Here is a 25,865-nt window from a genome sequence, read left to right as displayed (position 1 = left end):
CAATTATCATGAGAGATGGGTGAGGGCATATGGCAGTTCTAGAAAGGATCGGCTGGCGTTACTGGCTGGTCAGCCTGGGGATGGGTTTACTGGTTCCGGCTTTAGCAACTTGGATTGGAATTAGCCCGGTTTGGCGTTTTGGGGGCCTCTTAATTGTCATTAATGGTTTGTTGGCCGTGATGTTGGGCCGTTGGATTTTCCAGCGTTCACAACCCGGTTGGTGGGTCATTATTTGGCCCGTGGTATATTTAATTGGGGCAATGCTTTTCTTACCACAATATACCCGGTATTTTGCAATTGTTTATCTCTGCCTGTCCTATTTAGGCTACGGGTTAACACAAACGAAGAAATCTGTCGAATCATAAATTTTAAAATTTAAGGGTGGTGGCGTTCAATATGACCAAGGAACGCGTCTGGACAGCTGAAGAAGTAATTGCTCGAGTTAGCAAATATATGAATGCACAACACGTGGAAATGGTGGTTAAGGCCTGTCATTTTGCGACGGTAGCGCACAAGGATCAATTCCGTCAATCTGGTGAACCTTACATCATGCATCCTATTCAGGTTGCCGGTATTTTAGCCGATCTGAATATGGATCCCGAAACGGTTTCCGCCGGGTTCTTACACGACATCGTGGAAGATACCGGGGTGACGTTGAGTGACGTGCGTGAACTCTTCGGTGACGACGTGGCCTTGATTGTGGATGGCGTTACCAAGCTCGGGAAGATTAAATACAAGTCGAACCGAGAACAGTTGGCGGAAAACCACCGGAAGCTCTTGCTGGCAATGTCCAAGGATATTCGGGTCATGATCGTCAAATTGGCCGATCGACTCCACAATATGCGGACATTACAGCACCTACGGCCGGATAAACAACGCCGGATTGCCAATGAAACGTTGGAAATCTATGCCCCACTGGCCGATCGTTTAGGGATTAGTACGATCAAGTGGGAACTCGAGGACGTTTCGCTCCGTTACCTGAACCCCCAACAGTATTACCGGATTGTGCACCTCATGAATTCACGGCGAGACCAGCGGGAACAGTACATTGCCGCGGCGATCAAGGTGATTCAGTCGTCCATTGCGGACCTGAATCTAAAGCCCGAGATCTATGGCCGGCCGAAGCACATCTATTCCGTTTACCGGAAGATGAAGGATCAACACAAACAATTTAGCCAAATCTATGATCTGCTGGCGATCCGCGTGATCGTGGACACCATCAAGGACTGTTATGCGGTGCTGGGGGCGATTCACTCCCAGTGGAAGCCGATGCCTGGACGTTTCAAGGACTACATCGCGATGCCTAAGGCCAACATGTACCAATCCCTGCATACCACGGTGATTGGACCCGAAGGTAAGCCACTCGAAGTGCAAATCCGAACCAAGGAAATGCACGCCGTTGCCGAATATGGGGTTGCGGCGCACTGGGCCTACAAGGAAGGGGTCAAGGACAAGGTTCAAGAAACCAACTCCGGTGACAAGCTCAATATCTTCAAACACATCATTGAATTACAAGAAGATACCGATGACGCCTCCGACTTTATGGACAGTGTCAAAGGGGAACTCTTTGGCGACCACGTTTACGCGTTTACCCCTAAGGGTGACGTGCTGGAATTGCCGAAGGGTGCCGGGCCATTAGACATGGCCTATGCCATCCATACCGAGGTGGGGCACCATACCACCGGGGCCACCATCAACGGGAAGATTGTCCCCTTGAACTATGAGATTAAGAACGGGGACATCGTGGATATTCGCACGTCGTCCAGTTCTGCTGGTCCTAGTCGAGATTGGATGAAGTTGGTCTCGACGCGGCGGGCCCGTAACAAGATCAAGCAGTTCTTCCGGCAGAGTGATCGTGAAAAGAATATTGTTCAAGGACAGGATTCTATCGAGCGACTGTTACGTGAAATGGGTTATGATCCCAAGGCCCTGATGACCAAGGCCAACATGGAAAAGGTTATCGGGAAGATGCATTATCAACACGCCGATGATTTGTTGGCAGCGATCGGTTTCGGGGATGTTCAGCCGCGCGGCGTGGTGAACCGGTTGACGGATGATGTCCGTCAGGCCGCCGAAGATGAACGCCGACGGCAAGAGGAACGGGAACTGCTGGAAGAGCATCAGACCATTAAGAATGATTCCGAAAATGACAAGAAGGATCGCAAGAATAAGGATACCGATGGCGTGGTCATCGAGGGTGTCGACAACCTGTTGATTCGGTTGAGTCACTGTTGTTCACCGGTTCCCGGCGACGACATCATCGGGTACATCACCAAGGGCCGCGGGGTTTCCGTGCACCGGACGGATTGCCCCAATGTCCAGCATGCCGAGGACAATGGCGAACGAATTGTGGCGGTTCGCTGGGGAAATCTCGCCGGCGACAAGACCAATTACAACGCCGATATCGAAGTTCAAGGCTACAATCGTAATGGGTTGTTAAACGATGTGCTTCGGTCCATTAACAACAGCACCAAGTACCTCACGTCCATTAACGGAAAGGTTGACCACAACAAGATGGCCACCATTTCCATTAGCTTGGGCACACGGAACCTGGTCGAATTGCAACGAATCATGGATAACATTAAAAACATTGCGGACGTCTATGTGGTTAAGCGGGCGTTCCACTAAAAGAGGGTCAATATGCGAATTTTATTGCAAAAAGTCAGTGAGGCTTCCGTCACCATTGATGGCGAGGTACATGGGGCCATTAAAAAGGGTTTCTGCCTGTTGGTAGGTGCCGAGGATAGTGACACCAGTGAAGAGGTTGACTACCTGGTACGCAAGATTAGCAAGCTCCGGGTATTCGAAGACGCCGATGACAAGATGAACTTGAGTCTGAACGACGTCGACGGTAGCGTGCTCTCTGTGTCTCAATTCACCCTCTATGCCAACACAAAGAAGGGCAACCGACCGAGCTTTGTGGATGCCGGTGACCCGGCCCATGCAGAAAAGGTTTATGACGAGTTCAATCAGAAGATGGTAGCCACGGGGATTCCCGTCGCAACCGGGGTCTTCGGTGCCGATATGCAGGTGGCCTTAGTAAACGATGGTCCAGTCACGATCTGGTTTGACACGGATCACAAGTAAACACTGATCAAGAGGGGTCAGCACAGTCCGACTCCTTTTTTAGGAGGAAAATGATGCGTTATCAACATTACTTTTGGGATTTCGATGGTACGCTGGTGAACACGTACCCGGGGATGGTGCGGGCCTTTAGCGACGCCCTGGTAGCCAGTGGCGTCAATGACTTTGAACTTGATACGGAAGCCATCTATCAAGCCATGCGCCAACACAGTGTGGGCACGGCCTTTCAACGATTCACGGCCGAGTATCAGTTGGATGAAGCACGGCTGCGGAAGATTTATCAACAGTCCGTGGGCGAAGCCATTGCCGATGCCGGCGTCTTCGATGGGGTGACTGATCTGTTGGCAGCGATCGTCGCCGCCGGGGGCCACAATTACTTGGAAACGCATCGCGATAAGGGGGCATTGGACTTCCTAGCCGATCTGGGCTTAGCGGATTATTTCACTGACTTGGTGACGGCTGATGACCACTTTCCGCGTAAGCCCGATCCCAGTGGACTACAGTCCTTGTTGACGCGTTATGCCATCGACCCCAAGACGGCCATCATGATTGGCGACCGTAATCTGGACATTGCGGCGGGTCACCGTGCTGGTATGGCGGGGGCACTATTCGATCCGGAACACATGATTGTGGATGAGAGCCAACCCGAAGTCCGCGTGACGCGGATGGCTGAGTTGCAGGAATGGTTAAGAGTGTAAAAAAGGGCGGTAGTCGATGAGCATTAACGGTGGTAACTAGATAATCCCGGTCTTGGATTATTTAGTTACCAGGGTTAAGCGGAGTCGGCTGCCCTTTTTTACACGTTTCGACCATGAAGAATTGCTCAAAAATAAGGCGTCCCACCAAATCTAGGTAGGACGCCTTTAACTTGCATAAAATTTTTAGCCGCGTGCCAACACGCTGTCTACGGCGCCACCATAGGTTTCCCCAAAGAGGTTCAAGTGGGCCAACAGATAATAGAGCTGGTAGTGTGGCAGTCGTTCCTGATAGCCGGCTGTCAACGGATAGCGTTCCTGATAACCGCGATAGAAGTCAGCGGAGAAGCCACCGAAGATGGTGGTCATGGCGAGATCGAACTCGCGATCGCCATACAACACATCGGGATCGATCAAGGTTGGTGTGCCATCGGCCGTGAAGAGGTAGTTGCCGGACCACAGATCCCCGTGCAGCAGGGATGGCGTAATTTGCCGATGCTGGTTCTCGTCGATGATGTTCTGACGCACCCGATCATAGGCCTGTTGCCGGCCGGCATTCCAGAGGTGATGTTCCTGGGCCCGTTTGACCAGGGGATCGAGGCGTTGTTCCAGATAAAAATGCGTCCAGTCATCCTGCCAAGCATTGTTCTTAGGTAGCTTATCGGTTAAATTGTTTTGGTCGAAGCCAAATCGGGGTGCGGTGACTTGATGAACGCGAGCCACGGCCTCTCCCAATTCACGCTGACTACCCTGGCCAATCTCCAGATATTCCAAGATGAGGTAGGCATCGCCGTCGATTTGACCGGACCCGATGACCTCGGGCACATTGATGGCCTGACCCAAGGCCTGGAGCCCCGCCACCTCGTGGTCATAAAAGGCGGCCGGTGTGTGGGGTTGGACCAACAAGAAGTACGGTCCTTCGGTGGTCTGGAGGCGATAGGCATCGTTGATGTCACCACCGGAGACTGGATCAACCCCGGTGACCTGCCGGAGCGGAAGTTGGGCTAGCCATTCAGAAGATAACATTGAAAAACCTTCTTTCACGAAAATAGAGGACGTCGTGAGCCAGATGATCCTGACAAACGACGTCCTCTGACGACTCTATTGTAACACCATGGCTAGGAGTTACCGGCCTTAAAGTAGGTGTTCAAGCCCTTGACGACACGGGTCGCCACCTGTTTCTGATACTGGGTACTTTGAATGTAGTGGAAATCCTTCTTGGTATTGATGTAGCCCATTTCAAGCAATAGGGAAGGCCGATTATTATCCCGGATAACCTCGAAGTTCCCATACTTAATCCCTCGATTCTGGAGGGGCAGGTCATTCATCTCGCCGTTGATATCCTCAGCCAGCTCGTAGGACGTGTCGCGGTGGTAATAGTAGGTCGTGGTTCCGGAGGCTAAATTACTAGACGGTGAGGAGTCAAAATGAAAACTGATGAAGGCACTGGCTTGCTTGGTATTGGCCAACGATGGCCGATCCGCCAGGCTGACGTACTTGTCACTGTCACGCGTCATGATGACGTGGGCGCCGGTTGCGCGGAGTTGCTTGGCAACCTGTTGCGCCATGGCCAACGTGTAGGTCTTCTCGTTATGCTTCTGGTCGATGGAGAGGGCCCCGGAGTCGTTACCCCCGTGTCCCGGATCGAGCACAATAGTGGCTTCGGATAGGCTAGTCGCGCGCTTCAATTTGCCTGGATGATCGACCAGCCAACTGGCGACCCAACCGAAGTGGTTGTTGTGATCGCGGACGTGATACCAGTTATCCTTTTCACCGATAATGGTGAGGCGGGTATTTTTTTCAATTTTGTGAGTGACCTTGTAGGTCAGTCCGGGCCCGTCACGCAAGTTAAGGTTACTGATGGTGGCGGTCACGGAGTTGCTGCGGGTGAAGCTAAAGAGTAGCCCCCCGGCAACTAAGAGGATGACTAGCGCGGTAATGATCCCCGGCCAGTTGTGTGATTTAAAATGCATAGGAAATCTCCTTAAATAAATTAGCTTTTATTATACCACGCCAGGCTTTCATTCCCGTTAAATTTCGGGTAAGTCACCTTGACTTTTCACGCCCATTTCAGTAAGCTTAGGAAGAATAAAATAGATTGCCAATGAGAAAGATTAGTAGAAGAAAGCCCGTTTGCAGAGAGACCGTGTTGCTGAGAACGGTTAGCGGCGTGACTTCGAAGACACTTTTGAGGCTAATGACGGTTGCCCGTCATTCGTTTGCAACGTTATCCTGCAGAGAAATTATTAAAGGTGGTACCGTGCATACCTGCGCCCTTGTCTATTGACAGGGGCGTTTTTTATTTTCAGCAGGCGTAGAAAGGGAGAATGCTCATGCGTTATCAACGACCAAAGGGAACGGCCGACATCTTACCAGGCGACTCACAGATCTGGCAATACGTCGAAGCCACGGCCCGCAAGCTGTTTGCGACTTACCGCTTCGATGAGATTCGGACCCCGATGTTTGAAAATTTTGAGGTCTTCTCACGCACCTCAGGCGATACGTCCGACATCGTGACCAAGGAAATGTACGACTTTAAGGATAAGGGTGATCGCCACCTCTCCTTACGGCCAGAAGGAACGGCCGGAGTTGTTCGGGCCTTTGTTGAAAACAAGCTTTACGGTCCCGAGACCCAGAAGCCTTACAAAGTTTACTACATGGGACCAATGTTTCGTTACGAACGGCCCCAATCAGGTCGGCAACGTCAATTCCATCAGATCGGGGTGGAAGCCTTTGGAAGTGACGCGCCTGAATTAGACGTCGAAGTCATTGCCCTGGGGATGACCCTCTTAGGCAAGTTGGGCTTGAAGCACTTGCGGTTAGCCTTGAACACCTTGGGTGACAAGAAATCTCGCGATGCTTACCGTCAAGCCTTGATCGACTTCTTGGAACCTCACTTTGAAGAATTGAGTGACGATTCCAAGGTTCGGCTGCACAAGAACCCATTGCGGGTCCTCGACAGCAAGGACAAGCATGACCAGGCCATTGTGGCCGATGCCCCATCCATCTTGGACTTCCTGACGCCAGCCGCTACCAGTCACTTCGACCGAGTTAAGGCCAGCTTAGACGCCTTAGGTATTGCCTATGACGTCGATGCCACCATGGTTCGAGGGTTGGATTACTACAACCACACCATCTTTGAAATCATGGCCGACTCACCAGCCTTGGGTGAAGGGTACACCACGGTTCTTGCCGGAGGCCGTTACAATGGCCTCGTAGAAGAACTGGGTGGACCCGACATGCCGGGTGTTGGTTTCGGTCTTGGGGTGGAACGCCTGGTCTTACTGATGCAGGCCGAAAAGGTTGCCGTGCCAAACGACAATGCCTTGGACGTCTACGTGGTTGGTATCGGCGATGAAACGTCATTGGAAACCTTGAAGTTGGTTCAGTCGATTAGAGCGGCTGGCTTAACCGCCGACAGAGATTACTTGGGTCGCAAGCCCAAGGCTCAATTCAAGACGGCCAACCGTTTGTCAGCGGCTTACACGTTGACGATTGGCAGTCAGGAATTGGCTGACCAAACGGCTAACCTGAAGTCGATGGCCACTGGTGAAGAAATCAGCGTGCCGTTAGCCGATATTTATCAAGATTTTGAAAAAGTCGTGACGACCAAGTTTACGGCAAAATAAGAGGGGAAAAGTTATGGAAAAGAATTTAAAGCGGACCACTTACGCCGGTTTAGTCGATGAACAATACCTCGATCAAACTGTCGTTTTAAAGGGTTGGGTGCAGAAGCGCCGAGACCTTGGGAGCCTGATCTTCGTTGATTTGCGCGACCGTGAAGGCTTGGTTCAATTGGTCTTCAGTGAAGAATACGACAAGGACGCCTTAGCCGTTGCCGATCAACTTCGTAGCGAATACGTGATCGAAGTTCAAGGGAAAGTCGTTGCCCGGACGCCAAAGGAAATCAATCCTGACATGCGTACTGGGAAGGTTGAAGTCCGGGTTACCGGCATCAATCTCCTAAACAAGGCCAAGGACTTACCATTTGAAATCAAGGATGGCGTCAATGCCTCCGATGATTTACGGTTGAAGTATCGTTACCTGGACTTACGTCGTCCAGAAATGCAACGGTCATTGATGCTGCGTAACCGGATTGTGCAATCCGTTCACAGTTACTTTGACCAAAATGGTTTCATTGACATCGAAACGCCTGACTTAACCAAGTCGACGCCAGAAGGTGCCCGTGACTACCTGGTTCCTTCACGGATCTACAAGGGCCACTTCTATGCCTTGCCACAATCTCCACAACTGTTCAAACAGTTGTTAATGGGTTCTGGCTTTGACCGTTACTACCAAATTGCGCGTTGTTTCCGTGACGAAGACTTACGTGGTGACCGTCAACCAGAATTTACGCAAATCGATTTGGAAACGTCATTCCTGACCGCTGAAGAAATTCAAGACATTACCGAAGGCCTGATCGCTAAGGTTATGAAGGACACGTTAAACGTGGACGTCAAGTTGCCATTCGAACGGATGGACTGGGACGACTCCATGGCGCGCTTCGGGACCGACCAACCAGATGTCCGGTTCGGTATGGAATTGAAGGACTTGTCGGCTATCATGGCCAACACCGACTTCAAGGTCTTCTCTGGCGCCGTTGCTAACGGTGGCCAAGTCAAGGCGATCGCCGTTCCTGGTGGTGCTGACAAATACAGCCGTAAGGATATCGACAAGTATGGCCAATACATCGAACGTTTCGGTGCCAAGGGCTTGGCTTGGATGAAGGTGACCGATGACGGCTTCAGTGGCCCAATCGCGAAGTTCTTCAAGGAAGGCGACTGGTTCGACCAGATCACCGCAGCTACTGGTGCTAAGAGTGGCGACCTTCTGTTGTTCGCTGCCGACTCCAAGCGTGTCGTTGCCCAGACGCTGGGTTACTTACGTGTTGCGATTGCTAAGGAATTAGACATGATCGACCAAACCAAGTGGGCCTTCCTCTGGATCGTCAACTGGCCACTGTTCGACTACGATGTCGACTTGAAGCGTTGGGTTCCAGCCCATCATCCATTCACGATGCCTGCTGAAGGGGATGCCCATTACTTGAACGACGGCGAAGACCCACACAAGGCCTACGCTCAGAGCTATGACATCATCCTGAACGGTTTGGAATTAGGTGGGGGATCCATCCGGATTCACACCCGTGAACTCCAAATGAAGATGCTCAAGGCCTTAGGCTTTACGCCTGAACGCGCCGACAAGCAATTCGGGTTCTTGTTGAGAGCCTTGGATTACGGGTTCCCACCTCATGGTGGTTTAGCTATCGGGTTGGACCGTTTCGCCCGTCTGTTAGCTAAGCGCGACAACATTCGCGACGTGATTGCCTTCCCTAAAAACTCGAAGGCCACGGAACCAATGACGGAAGCCCCAAGCACGGTTGCTGACAAGCAATTGGTTGACTTGGACTTGCAGATTACGCCCGACGAACCAGCCGATAAGTAGGCCGCATTCCGGACAACTAAGCGACTAAATTAATGAGACTGACCGATCACTCAGCTGGGTGATCGGTCAGTCTTTTTTAATGGCGATCCCCCTGAACCGTGGGCACTGACGGTGGTTAACCTGGTGACGGGTTGACCTAAGCGGCGAAAAGACGTTTAATAGAAACATTAGAAATTGGAGTGATTATGATGAGTGAAACGGAAACAGCAATTTTTGCCGGCGGGTGTTTTTGGTGCATGGTCCAGCCTTTTGAAACGTTACCTGGAATTCAAAAAGTTCTTTCCGGTTATACGGGAGGAACTGTCCCTAATCCGACCTACGAACAGGTCAAAAGCCAGACAACCGGTCACACGGAGGCCGTGAAAATTTGGTTCGATCCGCAGGTTATTTCATATGACAAATTGGTCAGCCTGTATTGGCAACAGACGGACCCAACCGACGCCAGTGGCCAGTTTCAGGACCGGGGGAACAACTACCGACCCGTTATCTTTGTTAACAGTCCGGCCCAACGAGCTGTCGCCGAAGCCTCACGCCAGGCACTCCAGGATCGGGAACAATTCGACCAGCCAATCGTCACTAAAATTGAAGAGGTTCAACCGTTTTACGTGGCCGAAGAGCGGCATCAGGAGTTCTATAAGAAAAATCCGCGTGTTTATGCCGAACAGGAAGCCGGCGGTCGAGCGGACTTCATTGCGAAGAATTGGAAAAATTAGAAGTCACTAAGAGATCAGTTTGGCCGTGGCCGCCACGGGGGATAAATGCTATACTAAGCCGAGCAATAACAACGATGGAAATAAGTGAGGTCGAGTTTTAAATCATGGATGATGTGCAGCAGTTAATGAAACGGCATACCTACACGACAAAGTTTTCCGTAGCGTTTTTCTACGGGTTACTGGTGTCGATCGCGGTGAACTTCTTTTGGACGCCTGGTAAGATTTACTCTTCAGGCGTGACCGGTCTGGCTCAATTGGTTAACACGTTAACCGCGGGTCTCGGAGCTTTTCATATCACCACTGCCTTGGGGTTGTTTCTGATTAACATCCCAATGTTTGTGTTGGCGTGGAAACAAATTGGCAAAACGTTCACTGTATTTACTTTTATTTGTGTGCTATTCGCGTCAATTATGATTCGGTTGATTCAACCAATCCATTTGACCAGTGACCCCATTATTTGTGCGATCTTCGGGGGAGCCGTCAACGGCTTCGGTACGGGCTTCGCATTGAAGAATGGGATTTCTACTGGGGGATTGGATATCATCGGGATTGTCGTTCGGCGGAAGACCGGACGGAGCATGGGAACCATTAACATTGCCTTTAACAGTCTGATTGTGATCAGTGCGGGCTTTGTTTACGGTTGGCCATACGCCCTGTATTCAGCCCTGGGACTTTACGTGAATGCCAAGGTTATCGACATGACCTTTACGCGGCAACAGCGGATGCAGGTCATGGTTATTACGGATCGACCAAAGACCGTGATTGATAGTATTCAAAACCACATGCGACGGGGGATCACGATCGTCCATGGCGCAGAGGGAGCGTACCATCACGATGAGAAGACGATTCTCTTCACGGTGATTACGCGTTACGAAATGGACGCGCTGGAAACGGCGATGGAAGAGGCCGATCCTAAGGCCTTCGTCAGCATCTCCGACACGGTGAAGGTGCTGGGACATTTCTACGAGCCAAAGTGGTAAGAGTGTGGCCCAGGGCGGTTAGCTGGCGAGCATTAAGGCTGATAAGCAGATAATCCTGGTCTTGGATTATTTGCTTATCAGGATTAAGCGGAACCAGCTGCCCTGGGGCGCACGTTTCGACCACGTAACTTGAAAGCATCCAACCAAGAACCATATAAGCAAAAACACCAAAAAGGTGAGGGCCTGGGACACAAATCTCAGGCTCGTTTTGCGCTCCGAACATCTATAGTCGAAACGTGTGACAAAAGGCAGTCAACTCCGCTTAACCCCGCTAGACAAACAATCCAAGACCGGGATTAGCCGTTTAGCGACGTTAATGCTCATTGACTAACCGCCTTTTGTCACACTCTCTCACTTGTTTCTTAAGCCTTTTTAAAATTCTCTAGGTTCACCGAGCAGTTGTGGTATAATTCTCGGTGTTATGGGTAGCGAAAATAAGTGATATTGGTGATGAACGTGAAAGAGATTTATTTATGGTTAGTTCGACTAATGTCGCAGCTATGGCGTTGGCGGTCGAGGCGTGATGTGGTTTACCTCATGAGCTTTGACGACAACGTCCCTTTTATACGGGCAATGGCCCAGTCGTTATCGCCGGATCGGCAGTTGTGGGTGCTTTACCGGCCGAAACAACGCGCTGCGGCGGAACAATTGGTAACCGACGGAATTCGGATACAGGAATTTCAGGATGGGTTGCGGTTCGTGTTGACGGGAATTCCCGTTGTCATGCGGGCTAAGGTCTTATTCTGCGATAACTATTATGCATTTCTCGGTGGGCTGGCACATCCGGCAAATATGCGGATCGTGCAGTTGTGGCATGCCGCCGGAGCGATCAAACGCTTCGGTTGGGAGGATCCCACGACGCCAGAGCGTTCGGCGAGTGATCAACGGCGGTTCCAAGCCGTGTATGACCATTTCGACGAGTACGTTGTGGGCGCCCCGGCCATGGCCCAGGTTTTTGAACGGAGCTACCGGGCGTCAGCCCAGCGGATGCACGTTCTTGGTTACCCACGTTCCGATCGGTTGTTAGACCCTAACTGGCGAGACCAGACCCACGAGCGGGTTGTGCGGTTAGCACCAGAGTTGGTTGACCAGCGGGTTATTCTGTATGCACCAACGTATCGCGAAGGGGTCACGTTTACCCCCCCGAAAGGGTTAGCGGCAGCGTTGCGTGCGGATCCTAAGGCTAAGGTGGTGGTTAAGCTCCACCCGGCCCTAGCGAACGCCGCGGAACAGTTACAGCGTGAATTAGGTCCCCAGGTTGTGGTGGCCAAACACCTGAGTACGACGGAACTATTGACGGTTGCCGAAACCTTGGTCACCGACTATTCTTCTGTGGCATTCGACTACAGCCTCTTGCCTAATGCACACAGTTTGTTATTTTATCTTTTCGATTTACCAACTTATCAGCAAAATCCTGGGGTTCAAAGCGACCTTGCTGATTGGTTGCCAAGTCCAATGCTCACGACGAATGCGCAATTGGCAGCAGCAATTACGGCCGACGAGGCGACTGATTTGATTCAGTTTAACCGTCACTGGAATACTGCTAACGACGGAGCCGCCACTGCGCGGGTTATCCGGCGTTACGTTGATCTGCTTAACTAGGTTAACGATTAAAAATTAAAGGAGTGCAGTGCCTTGAAAGAGGTTATCACCTTATTTAAAGAGCAGATTTCAAGTTTGGGGATTATCTTACGGATTTCCCGTTATGAGGATCAAGCCAGTTATCAGAGTCATTACTTAGGTTTAATGTGGGAATACTTATATCCCTTAATCCAAATCGGAATTTACTGGTTGGTGTTCGGTGTTGGTCTGAAACATGGTCAACCATTGAACGGGGTCAGTTACTTACCATGGATGGTTATCGGGTACTCGGCATGGTTCTTCATGAACCGGGCCACGTTGGATGCTTCGAAGAGTATCTTCCAACGGGTCAACATGGTGGCTAAGATGAAGTTCCCAGTCTCTGCTTTACCAACGATTAAGATTGTCAGCAATCTGAGTTCTTTCTGGACGATGATGGTCTTCTCCGTCTTCATCGGTGCCTTGAATGGTGTTTACCCCAAGGTGTCTTGGTTGCAGTGGATCTACTACTTCTTCGCCATGATTTGCATGTTAGTGGCTTTAGGAATCTTCAACTCTTGTATCAGTGTGTTGGTTCGAGACTACCATATCTTGCTCCAATCCCTGATGCGGATGTTATTCTACATGTCTGGTGTGCTGTTTAACTTCGTGACGACGTCGTTCCCCGCACCATTCGTCCACTTATTGGAATTGAACCCATACTACTACATTGTTTCTGGTTTCCGGGAATCCTTCCTGGGAACAGGCTGGTTCTGGGATCGGCCACTGTTGACGTTGGAATTCTGGTTATTCGTGTTCATCGTCTTCTTAGTGGGATCACACTTGCACTTCAAGTTCCGGTCACGGTTCGTTGATTTAATCTAGTTGAATTTGAAAGGAGCACGCGTCATGACTAAGGCAGTTCGCAAGATTACTCAGTCATTGAAGCTAGTTGCTCGTTATGGGCTCATCGTCTTGAACGATGGGCTCATTTGTTTACCCATTAAACGGCGACTAGTCCTCTTTGAAAGCTTTAACGGGAAGGACGTCAACGACAATCCGGCAGCCATTTACCGGGCGTTGGTGGCCAGCGACCCGCGTTATCGCAAAACGGCATACTTCAGCGTGAAGCCTAGGGAGTACGCCAAATTAAAACGGCAGTATCCCGAAGTCCAATTGATTCGGCGGTTTACGCCCAAATGGGTCTGGCTCATGGCCAGAGCGCAGTACTGGGTGCTGAATTCGCGCCTGCCGAATTGGTGGCGGTCCAACCGGCACACCCGAACCATTCAGACGTGGCACGGGACCCCGCTAAAGAAGTTGGGAGCCGACATCGAACACGTCGCCATCCCGGGAACGTCCACGGCCGATTACCATCAGCAGTTTGTAACGGCGTCTTCACGGTGGGACTACCTGATTGCACCAAACCAGTATTCGCGGGATATCTTTAAGCGGGCCTTTGGCTATCGCGGGCACTTTTTAACGGTGGGCTACCCGCGAAACGATGTGCTCTATACCGAGAATCAACCGGCTAAGATTGCGGCACTTCGGCAACGGTTGCTGGGTCCAGTCAGTGGGCCAGTCGTGACGTATGCGCCAACCTGGCGGGATGACATGGCCGTGAGCGAGGGGGTCTATCGCTTCGATCTGCCATTTGACCTTGGCGACTTCTTCAAGCATGTGCCGGCAGGGACGCACCTGATCATTCGGCCACATTATCTGGTCAAGGATGCCGTGAATACCCGTGGCTTCGAGGATCGCGTCACGGTGTTAGCCGATACTGACATTGCCGAACTCTACCTCGTTACGGATCTCTTGATTACAGACTATTCATCGGTCATGTTCGACTTTGCGAACTTAAAACGGCCGCAACTTTTCTTTGCTTACGACCTGGAACACTATCGCGATCAGCTTCGCGGGTTCTACTTTGACTATCAAAAGGAAATTCCGGGTCCGTTGGTTACCACGGCAGCAGCCTTCTACGACCAGCTCGACGAGTGGCAAAAAGAAGGGGACTTCCCAGCCTACCGTGAGCAACAGGCGGCGTTTAACCATAAGTTCTGTGAGTGGGAAGATGGTACGGCCAGTCAACGTGTCGCGGACTTAATCATCAGTGGAAAGGACGAATAAACATGTCAGAATTTCTAATCGGATCACACGTCAGTATGAAGGGAAAACCCATGTTTCTGGGGTCGGCCCAGGAGGCGGCCCAGTATGGTGAAAATGTCTTTATGATTTATACTGGGGCCCCGCAGAACACGCGGCGTAAGCCCATCGAAGAACTTAACATTCCGGCAGGTCAGGCCTTTATGGCCGATCACGACCAACGAGCGGTGGTCATTCATGCACCTTACGTGGTCAATCTCGGCAATACGGTCAAGCCTCAGAATTATGGCTTTGCGGTAGAGTTCTTGACGGCAGAAATTAAGCGGGCCGCAGCCTTAGGGGCCACTCAGATTGTCCTGCATCCGGGGGCCCACGTTGGGGCTGGTCCGGAGGCCGCAATTGCGCAGATCGCCAAGGGCCTCGATGAGATCCTAGCTGCGGCAGACGAACCGGTCCAGATTGCCCTGGAAACCATGGCGGGCAAGGGAACCGAAGTTGGCCGAAGTTTCGAGGAGCTGGCCGCTATTATGGATGCCACCAGTGCCAATGACCGGTTGTCGGTCTGTTTTGACACCTGTCACACGAGCGACGCCGGTTATGACATTGCCTCGGACTTTGACGGTGTGCTTAACGAATTCGATCATGTGATTGGCGTCGATCGACTGAAGGTGATTCATCTCAACGACTCGAAGAATCCGCAAGGAAGCCACAAGGACCGTCATACCAACATTGGGTTGGGAACCTTAGGGTTTGACGTTTTAAATAGCATTGCCCACCATCCCCAATTAACGACAGTGCCGAAGATTATGGAGACCCCCGTGGTGGGGCCGGATCGCAAGCACGGTGTCAATCCGCACGGGTACGAAGTGGCCATGTTGAAGGCCCAACGGTTTAATCCCAATTTTGAAGCCGATGTCTTGGCTGGCAATCCAGTGGATGCTTATCTGAAACGGTAATTTATTTTGAAACTAAAAAAATCACGTTTCGCCTTTATCGGGCAGAACGTGATTTTTAGTGGAGTTGGTTTTAATCAGTCAGGGAGTGCGGGATCAAATCATAATCCACGCTTTCCATGATGAGGGTGGCTGTCTCTTCAATCGATTTGTTGGAAACGTCGATGACCAGGCACCCAATCTTTTTGTAGAGTTGTTGGGCGTAGTCGAGTTCTAAACTGATTTTATCGGTATCCGAGTAGGCACTGTCGGCGGGTAGCCCATAGGAGAGCATCCGTTCCTGTCGAATTTTACGCAGAATCTCTGGTCGATTGGTCAGACCAAAGATTCGTTTCGGGTCAACTTGCCAGAGCTCGTCTGGTAGCTGCGTCGTTGGCCCCAGAGGAAGGTTTGCGACACGTAACCCCCGGTTGGCCAGGAAGAGTGACAACGGGGTCTTAGACGTCCGTGAGACGCCGAGAATGACCAGGTCAGCCTTAAGCAGGCCAGTGGGGTCCTTCCCATCATCATAGGCCACGGCAAACTCCATGGCGGCGATACGGTCGAAGTAGGTGTCGTTTAAGTTGTGCACCAGACCTGGGACCTCAACGGGAGTCATCCCCGTGGCCGCTTGCAGGACACCCATGGCGGGTTGAATGCAGTCGAACTGTTGTAACCGGTTGCCGGTCGCAAAGTCTTTAACGTGGGCACTTAATTTTGCATTAACCAATGTGTGAAAAATCATCGCACGTTGTTTTTTAGCCAGGTTGAGAATCCCTTCCAGGATGGAATCCGTCTGAATGAAGGGGAACCGTTGATAGCTGGCTTCCACCTTGGGAAACTGCGAGACGGCCGTCTGGGCCACGGTTAGCGCGGTCTCACCGGATGAATCGGAGATAATAAATATGGCAATCTTTGGCATGGCACCCAACTCCTCTAGTTATTTCTTATAGTGTACCCCGGAGTCGAAATCCGTTCAAATTTTATTTGCTGGCAATATTGACGCGGTTTAGCAGTTTATGTATAATAGTTAAGAACCGTTACGCCGATGGATGAAATCCAATTGGTGTTATTATTTGTGCTCGGAGGGAGGGAATTTTATATGGCAAAGACAGTCGTTCGCAAAAACGAGTCTTTTGACGACGCTCTTCGGCGCTTCAAACGTACGGTTTCCCGTAGCGGTACTTTACAAGAATACCGTAAGCGTGAATTTTACGAAAAACCAAGTGTGAATAAAAAGTTAAAATCAGAAGCTGCGCGTAAGCGTAAGGCCAAGAAGAAGCGTTTCTAAGCTCTTTTTGCAAGCTTAATAAAAACCATCAACCGTTTTCGGCTGGTGGTTTTTTGTTGCGGTTAATCGTGTTCGTTGGTGATGACGACTTTTCCCATCATATGGTGACTTTCCACCAGCTGATGCGCGGCTCGTAAATTGTCGGCGTTGATGGGAGATAGCGTCTTGGTCAAGGTCGATTGCAACTGACCGGTATCGAGTAACAGGCTAATTTGTTCAAGAATCGCATGTTGGCTGGCCATATCCGCCGTCTGATAGTAAGACTTGGTATACATCCATTCCCAGGCAAAGGTGGCGCGTTTTTGCTTTAAGGCGCGTAGATCGATGGGCTGGTCGCTACCGGTGATGGAAACAATGTGGCCACTGGGGGCAATGAGCTCGGTAATCTCGTGCCAGTGTTGGTTGAGATCGCTGAGTTCTAGGATATAGTCGACGTAGGTGATCCCAAGTTCTCGGACTTGCTGGACGAGGTCTTGTCGGTGATTGACCACCTCGTTGGCACCGTGGGCCTTGGTCCAGGCGATGGTTTCCGGACGTGAAGCGGTGGCAATGACCTTGAGCCCGGCCATCCGAGCCAATTGGGTCGCCACGGAACCGACACCGCCAGCTCCGTTGATGACGAGAATGGTTTTCCCATGCATCTCAGTAGCATCGTCTGTTGGGATGTGAAGCTGTTCAAAGAGGGCTTCCCAGGCCGTGAGACTGGTCAAGGGCATGGCCGCAATCTCCGCTGGTTTTAAATTCTGGGGAGCGTGTCCCACGATCCGCTCATCCACGAGTTGGTACTCACTGTTCGTTCCTGGACGAATGAACGAACCTGCGTAAAATACCCGGTCACCTGGTTGAAAGAGGCTGACGGCCTCGCCAGTGGCCTCTACGGTTCCGTAGGCATCCCATCCCAGGACTTTAGGCTGCTTCAAGGGGGCTTGAATGCCTTGGCGAACGCCAGTGTCGACCGGATTGACCGAGGTTGCAATGATTTTAACCAATAAGTCATGATCGGTTGGCATCGGTTTTGGTTCAAAAAAGGTCGTAAAACTGTCAGGATCTTCAATCGGGCGATACTGGGTGACCCCAATGGCGCGCATGTCTGTCATCTTAAAACTTCCCTTCATATTCTCCAGACTAGCGCATCACTTCTGAAAATACAATTTCAGCCTCTTGAGGGAGGCATCTTTACCTGACGTCGCCGCCAATAAGGTGTAAACTTAATCGTAAGATTGATTTTTAGGAGGAAATGTAATGAGTTTAGAAACCCAACTCAACACTGATTTAAAAACTACAATGAAGGCTCACGACAAGTTATCCCTGAATGTTATCCGGATGATGAAGGCCGCTTTGACTAACGAAAAGGTTAAGCAGGGCCATGACTTATCCAGTGACGAGGAGTTAACCATCGTTTCCCGTGAACTAAAGCAACGTAAGGAATCCATGGAAGAATTTGCCAAGGGTAACCGCGATGACTTGGTTGAAGGCGTTAAGGCAGAAATTGCGATCGTTGAAAAGTATGCGCCTAAGCAATTGAGCGAAGACGAAATTACTAAGATCGTCGTTGATGGCATTGCCAAAGTTTCCGCTAGTGGTATGAGTGACTTCGGTAAGGTCATGGGTGTTGTGATGCCACAGGTTAAGGGCAAGGCCGATGGGGCCCTGGTCAACAAGACCGTTAAGGCACAATTAAACAAGTAATGAAGAGACCCAGCTTGGTGTAACAGGCCAACGGGTTGCGGCCGTCACGAGTTTTCGTGGCGGCTTTTTCAATCAAGGGAGGTTGAAAACAATGGTGTTAACCTATCAACGGGTGACAGCGCCGACAACTGAAGAGAATCGGCTCCTATTGTTGGCGGATCCCAGCCAGCGACTAATCGACAGCTATGTGCCCGTCAGCAACGTCTATGCGGCAAATGATGCTACGGGATTAGCGGGGATGTTGGTCTTAAAGCCACAGGAGCCATTGACGATTGAAATCATGGCACTCGCGGTTAGCCCAACGAAACAACGGCGAGAGTACGGCCGGGCCTTACTGGTCTTTGCCAAGCAGTGGGCTATCGAACACGGCTATCGCACGGTGCGAATTGCGACGGGGACCACGAGTCTCAAGCAACTCTACCTCTATCAGCAACAAGGCTTTCGCGTGGTACGGGTGGACCCGGATTACTTCACCCAAAACTACAGTCAGACGATCATTGAGAACGGCTTAGTTCTGCGGGATCGCTTGGTGTTAGACCTGCAAATTAACCTGCCAAACCTGCCAATCAACTGACCCCGGCCGACTTTTCACGCCGAATCCTTTTACAATCCCCGGCAGTATGCTAAAATTTGTCTATCAGACACTAATTAAAAACAAAGGAGCCACCGTATTTGACTGAGAACGCAACGATTGAAAAAGAATATATCTTAGAACGGCCCGAGGACGAAATGGGGTTATTGGGCGCTCAGGATCAGTTTGTGACGATCCTTGAGGAAGGGCTTAACGTAACGATCAAGCCCTTTGGCAATTCAATCAAAGTCTCTGGTACGACCGAGGCTGTCGACCAAACGTTGGCTATTCTAGGCAACATGAGTGACCTCCTGGCAAAGGGCATCAAGCTGAACAGTGCCGATGTTCTCAGTGCCATGAAGATGTCTCAGAAGGGCACGTTGACTTACTTCAAGGATTTCTATACGGAAACGTTGATTCGCGATGCGAAGGGCCGCTCTGTGCGGGTCAAGAACTTCGGTCAACGCCAGTATATTGATTCAATTAAACACAATGATATTACCTTTGGGATTGGGCCAGCCGGGACCGGGAAGACCTTCCTGGCTGTCGTCATGGCTGTGGCTGCGCTGAAGAGCGGGGATGTGGAAAAGCTCATCATCACTCGTCCGGCCGTTGAAGCCGGTGAAAGTCTGGGATTCTTACCAGGTGATCTGAAGGAAAAGGTTGATCCTTACTTGCGGCCAATCTACGACGCCTTGTACGCAATTCTGGGGGCAGAACACACGACACGGTTGATGGACCGTGGTGTGATTGAAATCGCCCCATTAGCCTATATGCGGGGTCGGACGTTGGAGTCGGCCTTCGTCATTTTGGATGAAGCGCAAAACACCACGAACATGCAAATGAAGATGTTCCTGACGCGGTTAGGCTTTGGATCCAAGATGATCGTCAATGGGGATATCTCCCAGATTGACTTGCCACATAATGCGAAGTCGGGACTGATTCAGGCCCAACACATTTTACAAAACGTGAAACACATTAACTTCGTCACCTTCAGCTCAGATGATGTGGTCCGGCATCCCGTCGTGGCCAGCATCATCAACGCATACGAGGCCAACGATACTAAACCAAATGGAGCTAAAAAATAATGAATTTAGAGATTTATGATAAGACCAAAGATGGCGTGCCAGCAGAGCACGTGAAATTGATTCAAGACGTGTTAACCTATGCCGGGGACTACCTAAAGTTGGCGGCCAACACGGAGATGTCCGTGACGTTGATGAATAACGAAGACATTCACCGGATCAATAAGGAATACCGGGGCGTTGATCGGGCCACCGATGTCATTAGCTTTGCGATTGAGGATGACGACGAGGAAGCTGCCGAATTTCCACTCGTGATGGATGACGAAATGGCAGCCGAGATTCCCGAAAACATCGGGGATATCTTTGTCTCGATGGATAAGGTTGAAGAACAGGCGGAATACTTGGGCCATTCCTACGAACGGGAACTTGGTTTTCTCGTGGTCCATGGGTTCCTGCACCTTAACGGCTACGATCATATGGAGCCGGAAGATGAAAAGGTGATGTTTAAGCTTCAGGCGGACATCTTGGATGCCTATGGCCTCAAGCGATAAACGAAAACAAACCGGGAAGAATCGGGCCTTTATTCAGTCGTTGGGTCACGCGTGGGATGGCCTACGGGCTCTGTTTCACTATGAACGCAACTTTCGTAAGCACCTGGCCTTTGGCACGGTAGCCGTGTTGGCTGGCCTGGTCTTACGGCTCGATGTTAACGAGTGGTTGTGGCTGATGTTAGCGATCTTCCTAGTGTTAATCGCGGAGACCCTCAATACTATTGTGGAGGCCGTCGTGGATCTTGTGGTGGGGACAACCTATCATGCTTTAGCGAAACGCGCCAAGGATGTGGCTGCCGGTGGGGTTCTGCTGGCTGCGACCTTCGCGGTAATTGTTGGGGCGCTCGTGATGTTGCCAGCGCTGAGTCGTTGGTTTTAAGTGGAGGAAAATATGGATAATCCAAATTACAAATCAGGGTTCGTGGCCATTGTTGGCCGGCCCAATGTGGGGAAGTCGACGTTTTTAAACCGCGTGATTGGCCAGAAGATTGCCATCATGTCGGATACGGCGCAAACCACGCGGAACAAGATTCAAGGAATTTACACGACGGACGAGGCCCAAATCGTCTTTATCGATACCCCTGGGGTGCATAAACCTAAGCACAAGCTGGGTGACTACATGGTCAAGTCGGCCCTGTCAGCCTTAAACGAAGTCGATGCCGTGTTGTTCATGATTAATGCCGCCGAAAAGCGGGGAGCCGGAGACAACTTCATCATTGACCGTTTGAAGGATGTTAAGGCTCCAGTCTACCTGTTGATCAACAAGATTGACCAGATTCATCCAGACGATCTGTTGCCTATTATGGAACAATACAAGACCGCGATCCCTTGGAAAGCTGTTTATCCGATCTCCGCTCTGGAGGGGAATAACGTTGACGACTTCCTGAGCGATCTGGTTGATCAGATGCCAAATGGGCCACAGTACTACCCTGAGGATCAGGTGACCGATCACCCAGAACGTTTCGTGGTGAGTGAACTCATTCGTGAAAAGATCTTCATGTTAACGCGTGAGGAAGTGCCACATTCAGTGGCTGTTGAAATCGAAAGTATGAAGCAAGAAGATGCGGACCACGTCCACATCGAAGCCACGATTATTGTCGATCGGCCTACGCAAAAGGGTATCATGATCGGTAAGGGTGGGAGCATGCTCAAGAAGATCGGGACGTTAGCGCGTCGCGACATTGAACACTTACTCGGTAGTAAAGTTTACCTGCAACTGTGGGTCAAGGTTCAGCCAAATTGGCGAGACAAGTCCACGTTGTTGAAGAGCTACGGTTACCGGAAAGATGATCTTTAAAACTGAAGGAAAGTAGGGATGCGGTGTGGCACGTCATGTTACGGATTTTCACGGCATCCTTTTATTTCGCCGTGACTATGCCGAACGAGACTTCCTGGTGAAGTTTTTGACGCAAGAGTTCGGTAAAAAAATGTTCTTGGTTCGTGGCGCTAAGAAACGTGGGTTCAAAATGGTGGCGGATATTCTCCCGTTTACGGTGGGGGGCTACGTGGGTGATATTGCCGACGATGGGCTCTCTTACATTCGAACGGCGCGTGAGACGCATCAGTTTCAGAACATCTCTGCCGACATCTTTAAGAATGCCTATGCGACCTACGTCATGAGTCTGGTCGATGCGGCCTTTCCGGATAGTCAACCGTTACCTGAGTGGTATCACAAGGTTGAACGGGCCCTGACGTTGATTGATGATGGGGTGAATGCCGCCATTGTCACCAATATCATGGAGATCCAGCTGATGCCGTCCTTCGGGGTGGCTCCGCAACTTCAGGGGTGTGCAATCTGTGGTCGAAATGATTTGCCATTCGACTACTCGGAAAGCTATGGGGGCCTGTTGTGCCAACAGCACTGGCAGCGTGATCCACGGCGACTCCACTTGGCTCAGCGGACGATCTACTATCTGCGACAGTTCTCCGTCTTGGACCTAGATCGCCTGCATTCCATCAAGGTGAAACCGCAGACGGAACACGCCTTGCGGCAACTGATGGATGAGATCTATGACAGTCAGATCGGGGTTCATCCCCGCAGCAAGCGCTTCTTAGATCAGATGCAATCCTGGTCGGCGCGGATGACGATGCCACCAGCGGACAAACCCAAAGAACAATAAAATATTCGAAAAGCCGTTCAGACTGACTCCTTGTGAGTGGTTTGAGCGGCTTTTTTACTTAAATTGGTTGACCCTTGACGACTAAAGGGGGAATTGGGTCTCATCAAGGAGATTTATCGGGGATTAAAGTCTGAATCGATACTTTAAAAAATATACAGCTAGTTGTACAATTAGTTTTAGAGGTGATCACATGGATAGCAATCAACTGGTGTCTTGGAAATTGGTCTTACTGGGACGAAAGATTCGAAATCGACGGAATCGGTTCGTGCGACACCTGAATTTAACGAGTGAACAGGCCGATGCTCTGCGCTTCTTTGGTGATTTCCCCCACAGCACCATTACCGACTTCAAGGATCGCCAACAGGTGACTCACCAGACAGCTCGGTTAATTGTGAAGCGGATGGTCGATCGGGACCTGCTGGTGTTGGAGGCCAATCCGGCCGACCGGCGCGAAAAGCTGGTCGGGTTTACCGAAGCCGGCTTGGCGAAACGTCACCAGCTAGACGACTACATCAAAGATACGAGTCAAGCCTTATTTGCCGGATTTACGGGTGCTGAACAGCAAGCGGTCCTCACGATGTTGGATCGAATCGAACGGAATTTAGAAAGGAACTGAGGGCGTTTGAAGACACGGCTATATACAAGAGATGTCAAATTGGTTTTGGCGGCGAGTTTCTTCTTCCTGATGAGTCCCATGATGGTCAATCCCATCATTGCAGGCTTCTCAAGTAACGTGGGAGCGAACAGTGTCCTCGCCGGAATCGTGGCGGGGATGATGAATCTCACCTCGCTGCTGTTACGGCCAGTGGCCGGGAATCTCACTGACCGTTTTTCGAAATATCGATTGAGTCTGATCGGGGGCAGTCTGATCCTCATTGCCTGCATTGGGTATGGGGTCACGACGTCGGTACCCCTGATTATGTTGTGGCGAGTCGTCAATGGGGTTGGCTATACGTTGTGCTCCGTTTGCATGGCCACCTGGATGGCGAGTCTGTTGCCAGCCGATCGAATCGGTGCGGGGATGGGGATCTACGGGATTGCCAATGCCCTGGGAATGGCGATTGGTCCCGCAGTGAGTGTTTACCTGTATCACCGTCTCGGCTATCGCAGTGTCTTCTGGGTGGCCGCAGGCTTTGTGACCTTACTCCTGGTGACCATCCAATTTGTCGGGGATAAGAGTGTTCCACATCCCGACTATCAAAAGGCTAAGGGCGAGCGTCCAAAGATTCGGTTGGTTCAACCCAAGGTCGTGCCGGTTGCTGCCATTCTCTTGCTGTTTTCACTGCCTTACTTTGCAACGCAGACCTATATCGTGAGCTACGTCTTTCACCGGGGCTTTGCGATCCCGGCTGGGGCCTTCTTCCCGGTCTATGCGCTGGTGTTGCTGGCCATGCGGCTCATTCTCCGCGACGCCTTTGACCGTGTTCCTTTTAAAAAATTCTTTTGGATCTGCCTCGGTTGTAACCTCATTGGGATCATCGGCCTAACCGATATGGATAATTGGTTGATGCTCATCGTCGGGGCCGTGGGCCTGGCTGCCGGCTATGGTCTGATGTTTTCCATTTGTCAGGCGAAGTCGCTGACGCTGGTTCCCAAGGCCGATCGGGGGCTGGCCAACAGCACTTTCTACATTGGGATTGACCTGGGGATGACCCTGGGACCCATGCTGGCGGGGGTTATCACGACCTATCTGCCATGGTCCTGGCTCTATCCCGTCATGGCCGTGACCCTGCCGGCAATTGTGCTGGTTTACTGGGATAATCGGCGAGGATTGGTCTGAAATGGCAACCGGCCTGACTGAATAGTTGGCCGCACGAGTTCCGACGTGGTAAACTAACTTCATATCGTTTTCTAATCGAAATCTTGTTATTTTCCAATGAATAGGAGCGCGCACATATGAAGTATCGGCAATTAGGCAAATCAGGTTTAAGAGTTAGTGAACTAGCCTTAGGGAGTTGGCTGACAGACGTCAGTGATGCGGCTAAACAGGAGCTAGCAGCGCAGAGCGTCCAATTAGCCTATGACAGTGGGATCAACTATTTTGATTGTGCAGATGTGTATAGTGGCGGTGGTGCCGAACGATTCTTGGGTCAGGCGTTGCAACAGTTTCCACGGAAGGAATTGGTCGTCTCAAGCAAGGTTTATTTTCCTTCAGGCAAAGGGGTCAACGACCGCGGCCTATCACGGAAACATATTACCGAGTCGATTGATCAATCGTTGACTAATTTACAAACAGATTATTTGGATCTGTACTTCTGTCATCGTTTTGATCCGCAGACACCATTGGCAGAGACGCTGGAGACCTTGAGTGGTTTAGTCGATCAAGGAAAGATCCTGTATTACGGGGTCAGCGAGTGGACTCCAGTACAGATTCTTAAGGCGGAACTGATTATTCAGGAGCGAGGCCTTCACCCAATTACCGTAGTGCAACCCGAGTACAACCTCTTTGACCGCTACATTGAACATGAACTGTTGGATTTGTGTGGCGAGTTAGGCCTGGGTGTTGTGCCATTTTCACCACTGGCTCAGGGGTTATTGACGGGTAAATATCGTCAGGGCCAACCTGTTCCCGCGGGGTCGCGGGGGTCGTTCCAACCGGACTTGCAGGCACAACTAGTTCCTGAAAATCTGTCGAAGGTTGAAGAACTGTCGAAGATGGCCGCCGAGTTAAATACGGACCTGGCAACCTTTGCTTTAGCCTGGGACAAACGCGATTCCCGAATTTCCAGTCTGATCATCGGGGCCAGCAAGCCGGCCCAGTTACAGAATAACTTGAAGGCTGTTGATTTGGCTATTCCAGCCGAATATGAAGCCCAGATTGACAAGTTATTTGGATTTAAGAAGTTTTTCCGCGAAATTTAAGAGACAGAAGGTGTCACATTCGGGCTAGTCACTCGGATGTGATTTTTTTGTGTTGGCGGATCGAATTGGAAAATATTTATAAAACTATCACATTTTTGCGATAGTGCTTACTCTCAAAGAAGGCACTACGGCTGATAAAAGATAGGAAAGCCTGGCGCTTTAATGATTGGCCGTTTAACCTAAAAATAGTTTTATGGGGTGACAATCGGTTAGTCTGGAAAACTGAATTTGGCGTGGTACGATG

The 25,865-nt window shown here is 50.8% G+C and carries 27 protein-coding genes; 23 read left to right on the top strand and 4 right to left on the bottom strand.

Annotated features, from left to right (window positions below):
* Window positions 1-29 precede the first annotated feature (29 nt).
* From OCU14_RS00320 to OCU14_RS00305, 4 genes are read left to right on the top strand one after another with little or no spacing between them, the layout of a single operon-like run.
* Window positions 30-365 carry a hypothetical protein gene (locus OCU14_RS00320; RefSeq protein ID WP_261809270.1) on the top strand — a complete coding sequence of 112 codons (336 nt, stop codon included), beginning with the start codon at window positions 30-32 and terminating at the stop codon, window positions 363-365.
* A gap of 31 nt (window positions 366-396) precedes the next feature.
* Window positions 397-2,628: a RelA/SpoT family protein gene (locus OCU14_RS00315; RefSeq protein ID WP_261809269.1), complete on the top strand. Its 2,232-nt coding sequence runs from the start codon at window positions 397-399 to the stop codon at window positions 2,626-2,628.
* A gap of 12 nt (window positions 2,629-2,640) precedes the next feature.
* Entirely contained in the window at window positions 2,641-3,087 is a 447-nt protein-coding gene (gene dtd / locus OCU14_RS00310) for a D-aminoacyl-tRNA deacylase (RefSeq protein WP_261809268.1), read from the top strand.
* Window positions 3,088-3,140: 53 nt separating this feature from the next.
* A complete protein-coding gene (locus OCU14_RS00305; protein WP_261809267.1) occupies window positions 3,141-3,782 on the top strand; it encodes an HAD-IA family hydrolase in 642 nt (213 codons plus the stop codon).
* 183 nt (window positions 3,783-3,965) lie between these two features.
* Here the strand turns inward: OCU14_RS00305 and OCU14_RS00300 are convergent, their stop codons facing one another.
* The gene (locus tag OCU14_RS00300; protein WP_261809266.1) at window positions 3,966-4,805 is read right to left on the bottom strand and encodes a fructosamine kinase family protein; all 840 of its coding nucleotides are present in this window, start codon (window positions 4,803-4,805) and stop codon (window positions 3,966-3,968) included.
* Between the two features lie 92 nt (window positions 4,806-4,897).
* Window positions 4,898-5,752, bottom strand: a complete 855-nt coding sequence (locus OCU14_RS00295; protein WP_261809265.1) for an N-acetylmuramoyl-L-alanine amidase family protein — start codon at window positions 5,750-5,752, stop codon at window positions 4,898-4,900.
* A 360-nt stretch (window positions 5,753-6,112) separates the two neighbouring features.
* Here OCU14_RS00295 and hisS point away from each other — a divergent pair, with 360 nt between their 5' ends.
* The 8 genes from hisS to OCU14_RS00255 all read left to right on the top strand — a co-directional run bounded on the left by hisS (window position 6,113) and on the right by OCU14_RS00255 (window position 15,536).
* Complete coding sequence (gene hisS / locus OCU14_RS00290; protein ID WP_261809264.1) at window positions 6,113-7,408, top strand: histidine--tRNA ligase; 1,296 nt, start codon at window positions 6,113-6,115, stop codon at window positions 7,406-7,408.
* A 13-nt stretch (window positions 7,409-7,421) separates the two neighbouring features.
* Complete coding sequence (gene aspS / locus OCU14_RS00285; protein WP_261809263.1) at window positions 7,422-9,221, top strand: aspartate--tRNA ligase; 1,800 nt, start codon at window positions 7,422-7,424, stop codon at window positions 9,219-9,221.
* Between the two features lie 188 nt (window positions 9,222-9,409).
* The gene (gene msrA / locus OCU14_RS00280) at window positions 9,410-9,934 is read left to right on the top strand and encodes a peptide-methionine (S)-S-oxide reductase MsrA (RefSeq protein WP_261809262.1); all 525 of its coding nucleotides are present in this window, start codon (window positions 9,410-9,412) and stop codon (window positions 9,932-9,934) included.
* Between the two features lie 104 nt (window positions 9,935-10,038).
* Window positions 10,039-10,914, top strand: a complete 876-nt coding sequence (locus tag OCU14_RS00275; protein ID WP_261809261.1) for a YitT family protein — start codon at window positions 10,039-10,041, stop codon at window positions 10,912-10,914.
* 489 nt (window positions 10,915-11,403) lie between these two features.
* Window positions 11,404-12,516: a CDP-glycerol glycerophosphotransferase family protein gene (locus OCU14_RS00270; protein ID WP_261809260.1), complete on the top strand. Its 1,113-nt coding sequence runs from the start codon at window positions 11,404-11,406 to the stop codon at window positions 12,514-12,516.
* 33 nt (window positions 12,517-12,549) lie between these two features.
* Window positions 12,550-13,359: an ABC transporter permease gene (locus OCU14_RS00265; RefSeq protein ID WP_125545680.1), complete on the top strand. Its 810-nt coding sequence runs from the start codon at window positions 12,550-12,552 to the stop codon at window positions 13,357-13,359.
* A 24-nt stretch (window positions 13,360-13,383) separates the two neighbouring features.
* Complete coding sequence (locus tag OCU14_RS00260) at window positions 13,384-14,604, top strand: CDP-glycerol glycerophosphotransferase family protein (RefSeq protein WP_261809259.1); 1,221 nt, start codon at window positions 13,384-13,386, stop codon at window positions 14,602-14,604.
* Window positions 14,605-14,606: 2 nt separating this feature from the next.
* Complete coding sequence (locus tag OCU14_RS00255) at window positions 14,607-15,536, top strand: deoxyribonuclease IV (protein ID WP_261809258.1); 930 nt, start codon at window positions 14,607-14,609, stop codon at window positions 15,534-15,536.
* Window positions 15,537-15,606: 70 nt separating this feature from the next.
* On the opposite strand, the gene OCU14_RS00250 is transcribed toward OCU14_RS00255, so the two are convergent.
* Window positions 15,607-16,434 carry a pyruvate, water dikinase regulatory protein gene (locus tag OCU14_RS00250; protein WP_261809257.1) on the bottom strand — a complete coding sequence of 276 codons (828 nt, stop codon included), beginning with the start codon at window positions 16,432-16,434 and terminating at the stop codon, window positions 15,607-15,609.
* Between the two features lie 180 nt (window positions 16,435-16,614).
* On the opposite strand from OCU14_RS00250, the gene rpsU reads away from it, so the two are divergent.
* Window positions 16,615-16,803, top strand: a complete 189-nt coding sequence (gene rpsU / locus OCU14_RS00245; protein WP_261809256.1) for a 30S ribosomal protein S21 — start codon at window positions 16,615-16,617, stop codon at window positions 16,801-16,803.
* 62 nt (window positions 16,804-16,865) lie between these two features.
* Here rpsU and OCU14_RS00240 read toward each other — a convergent pair whose 3' ends face one another.
* Window positions 16,866-17,891: a zinc-binding alcohol dehydrogenase family protein gene (locus OCU14_RS00240; protein WP_261809309.1), complete on the bottom strand. Its 1,026-nt coding sequence runs from the start codon at window positions 17,889-17,891 to the stop codon at window positions 16,866-16,868.
* Window positions 17,892-18,045: 154 nt separating this feature from the next.
* Here OCU14_RS00240 and OCU14_RS00235 point away from each other — a divergent pair, with 154 nt between their 5' ends.
* From OCU14_RS00235 to OCU14_RS00190, 10 genes are all read left to right on the top strand, one after another.
* On the top strand, window positions 18,046-18,492 hold the full coding sequence (locus OCU14_RS00235) for a GatB/YqeY domain-containing protein (protein ID WP_261809255.1): 447 nt from the start codon (window positions 18,046-18,048) through the stop codon (window positions 18,490-18,492).
* A gap of 91 nt (window positions 18,493-18,583) precedes the next feature.
* Window positions 18,584-19,066 (top strand): GNAT family N-acetyltransferase, encoded by a 483-nt coding sequence (locus tag OCU14_RS00230; protein WP_261809254.1) that lies wholly within the window; start codon window positions 18,584-18,586, stop codon window positions 19,064-19,066.
* A gap of 98 nt (window positions 19,067-19,164) precedes the next feature.
* Window positions 19,165-20,151, top strand: coding sequence for a PhoH family protein (locus OCU14_RS00225; protein WP_261809253.1), 987 nt, complete (start codon window positions 19,165-19,167; stop codon window positions 20,149-20,151).
* Window positions 20,151-20,639, top strand: a complete 489-nt coding sequence (ybeY, locus tag OCU14_RS00220; RefSeq protein ID WP_261809252.1) for an rRNA maturation RNase YbeY — start codon at window positions 20,151-20,153, stop codon at window positions 20,637-20,639. The genes OCU14_RS00225 and ybeY overlap by 1 nt, the downstream gene beginning before the upstream one ends.
* Window positions 20,617-21,018 carry a diacylglycerol kinase family protein gene (locus OCU14_RS00215; RefSeq protein WP_261809251.1) on the top strand — a complete coding sequence of 134 codons (402 nt, stop codon included), beginning with the start codon at window positions 20,617-20,619 and terminating at the stop codon, window positions 21,016-21,018. The genes ybeY and OCU14_RS00215 overlap by 23 nt, the downstream gene beginning before the upstream one ends.
* Before the next feature lie 12 nt (window positions 21,019-21,030).
* A complete protein-coding gene (gene era / locus OCU14_RS00210) occupies window positions 21,031-21,936 on the top strand; it encodes a GTPase Era (RefSeq protein WP_057878764.1) in 906 nt (301 codons plus the stop codon).
* A gap of 25 nt (window positions 21,937-21,961) precedes the next feature.
* On the top strand, window positions 21,962-22,759 hold the full coding sequence (gene recO / locus OCU14_RS00205; RefSeq protein WP_125545700.1) for a DNA repair protein RecO: 798 nt from the start codon (window positions 21,962-21,964) through the stop codon (window positions 22,757-22,759).
* 190 nt (window positions 22,760-22,949) lie between these two features.
* Entirely contained in the window at window positions 22,950-23,375 is a 426-nt protein-coding gene (locus OCU14_RS00200) for a MarR family winged helix-turn-helix transcriptional regulator (RefSeq protein WP_261809250.1), read from the top strand.
* A 6-nt stretch (window positions 23,376-23,381) separates the two neighbouring features.
* Complete coding sequence (locus OCU14_RS00195) at window positions 23,382-24,539, top strand: MFS transporter (RefSeq protein WP_261809249.1); 1,158 nt, start codon at window positions 23,382-23,384, stop codon at window positions 24,537-24,539.
* Window positions 24,540-24,655: 116 nt separating this feature from the next.
* A complete protein-coding gene (locus OCU14_RS00190; protein WP_261809248.1) occupies window positions 24,656-25,621 on the top strand; it encodes an aldo/keto reductase family protein in 966 nt (321 codons plus the stop codon).
* Window positions 25,622-25,865: the final 244 nt, after the last annotated feature.

This window comes from Levilactobacillus humaensis, from assembly GCF_024345185.1.
Lineage (GTDB): Bacteria > Bacillota > Bacilli > Lactobacillales > Lactobacillaceae > Levilactobacillus > Levilactobacillus humaensis.
This window is presented reverse-complemented; position numbering and strand designations above follow the sequence as displayed.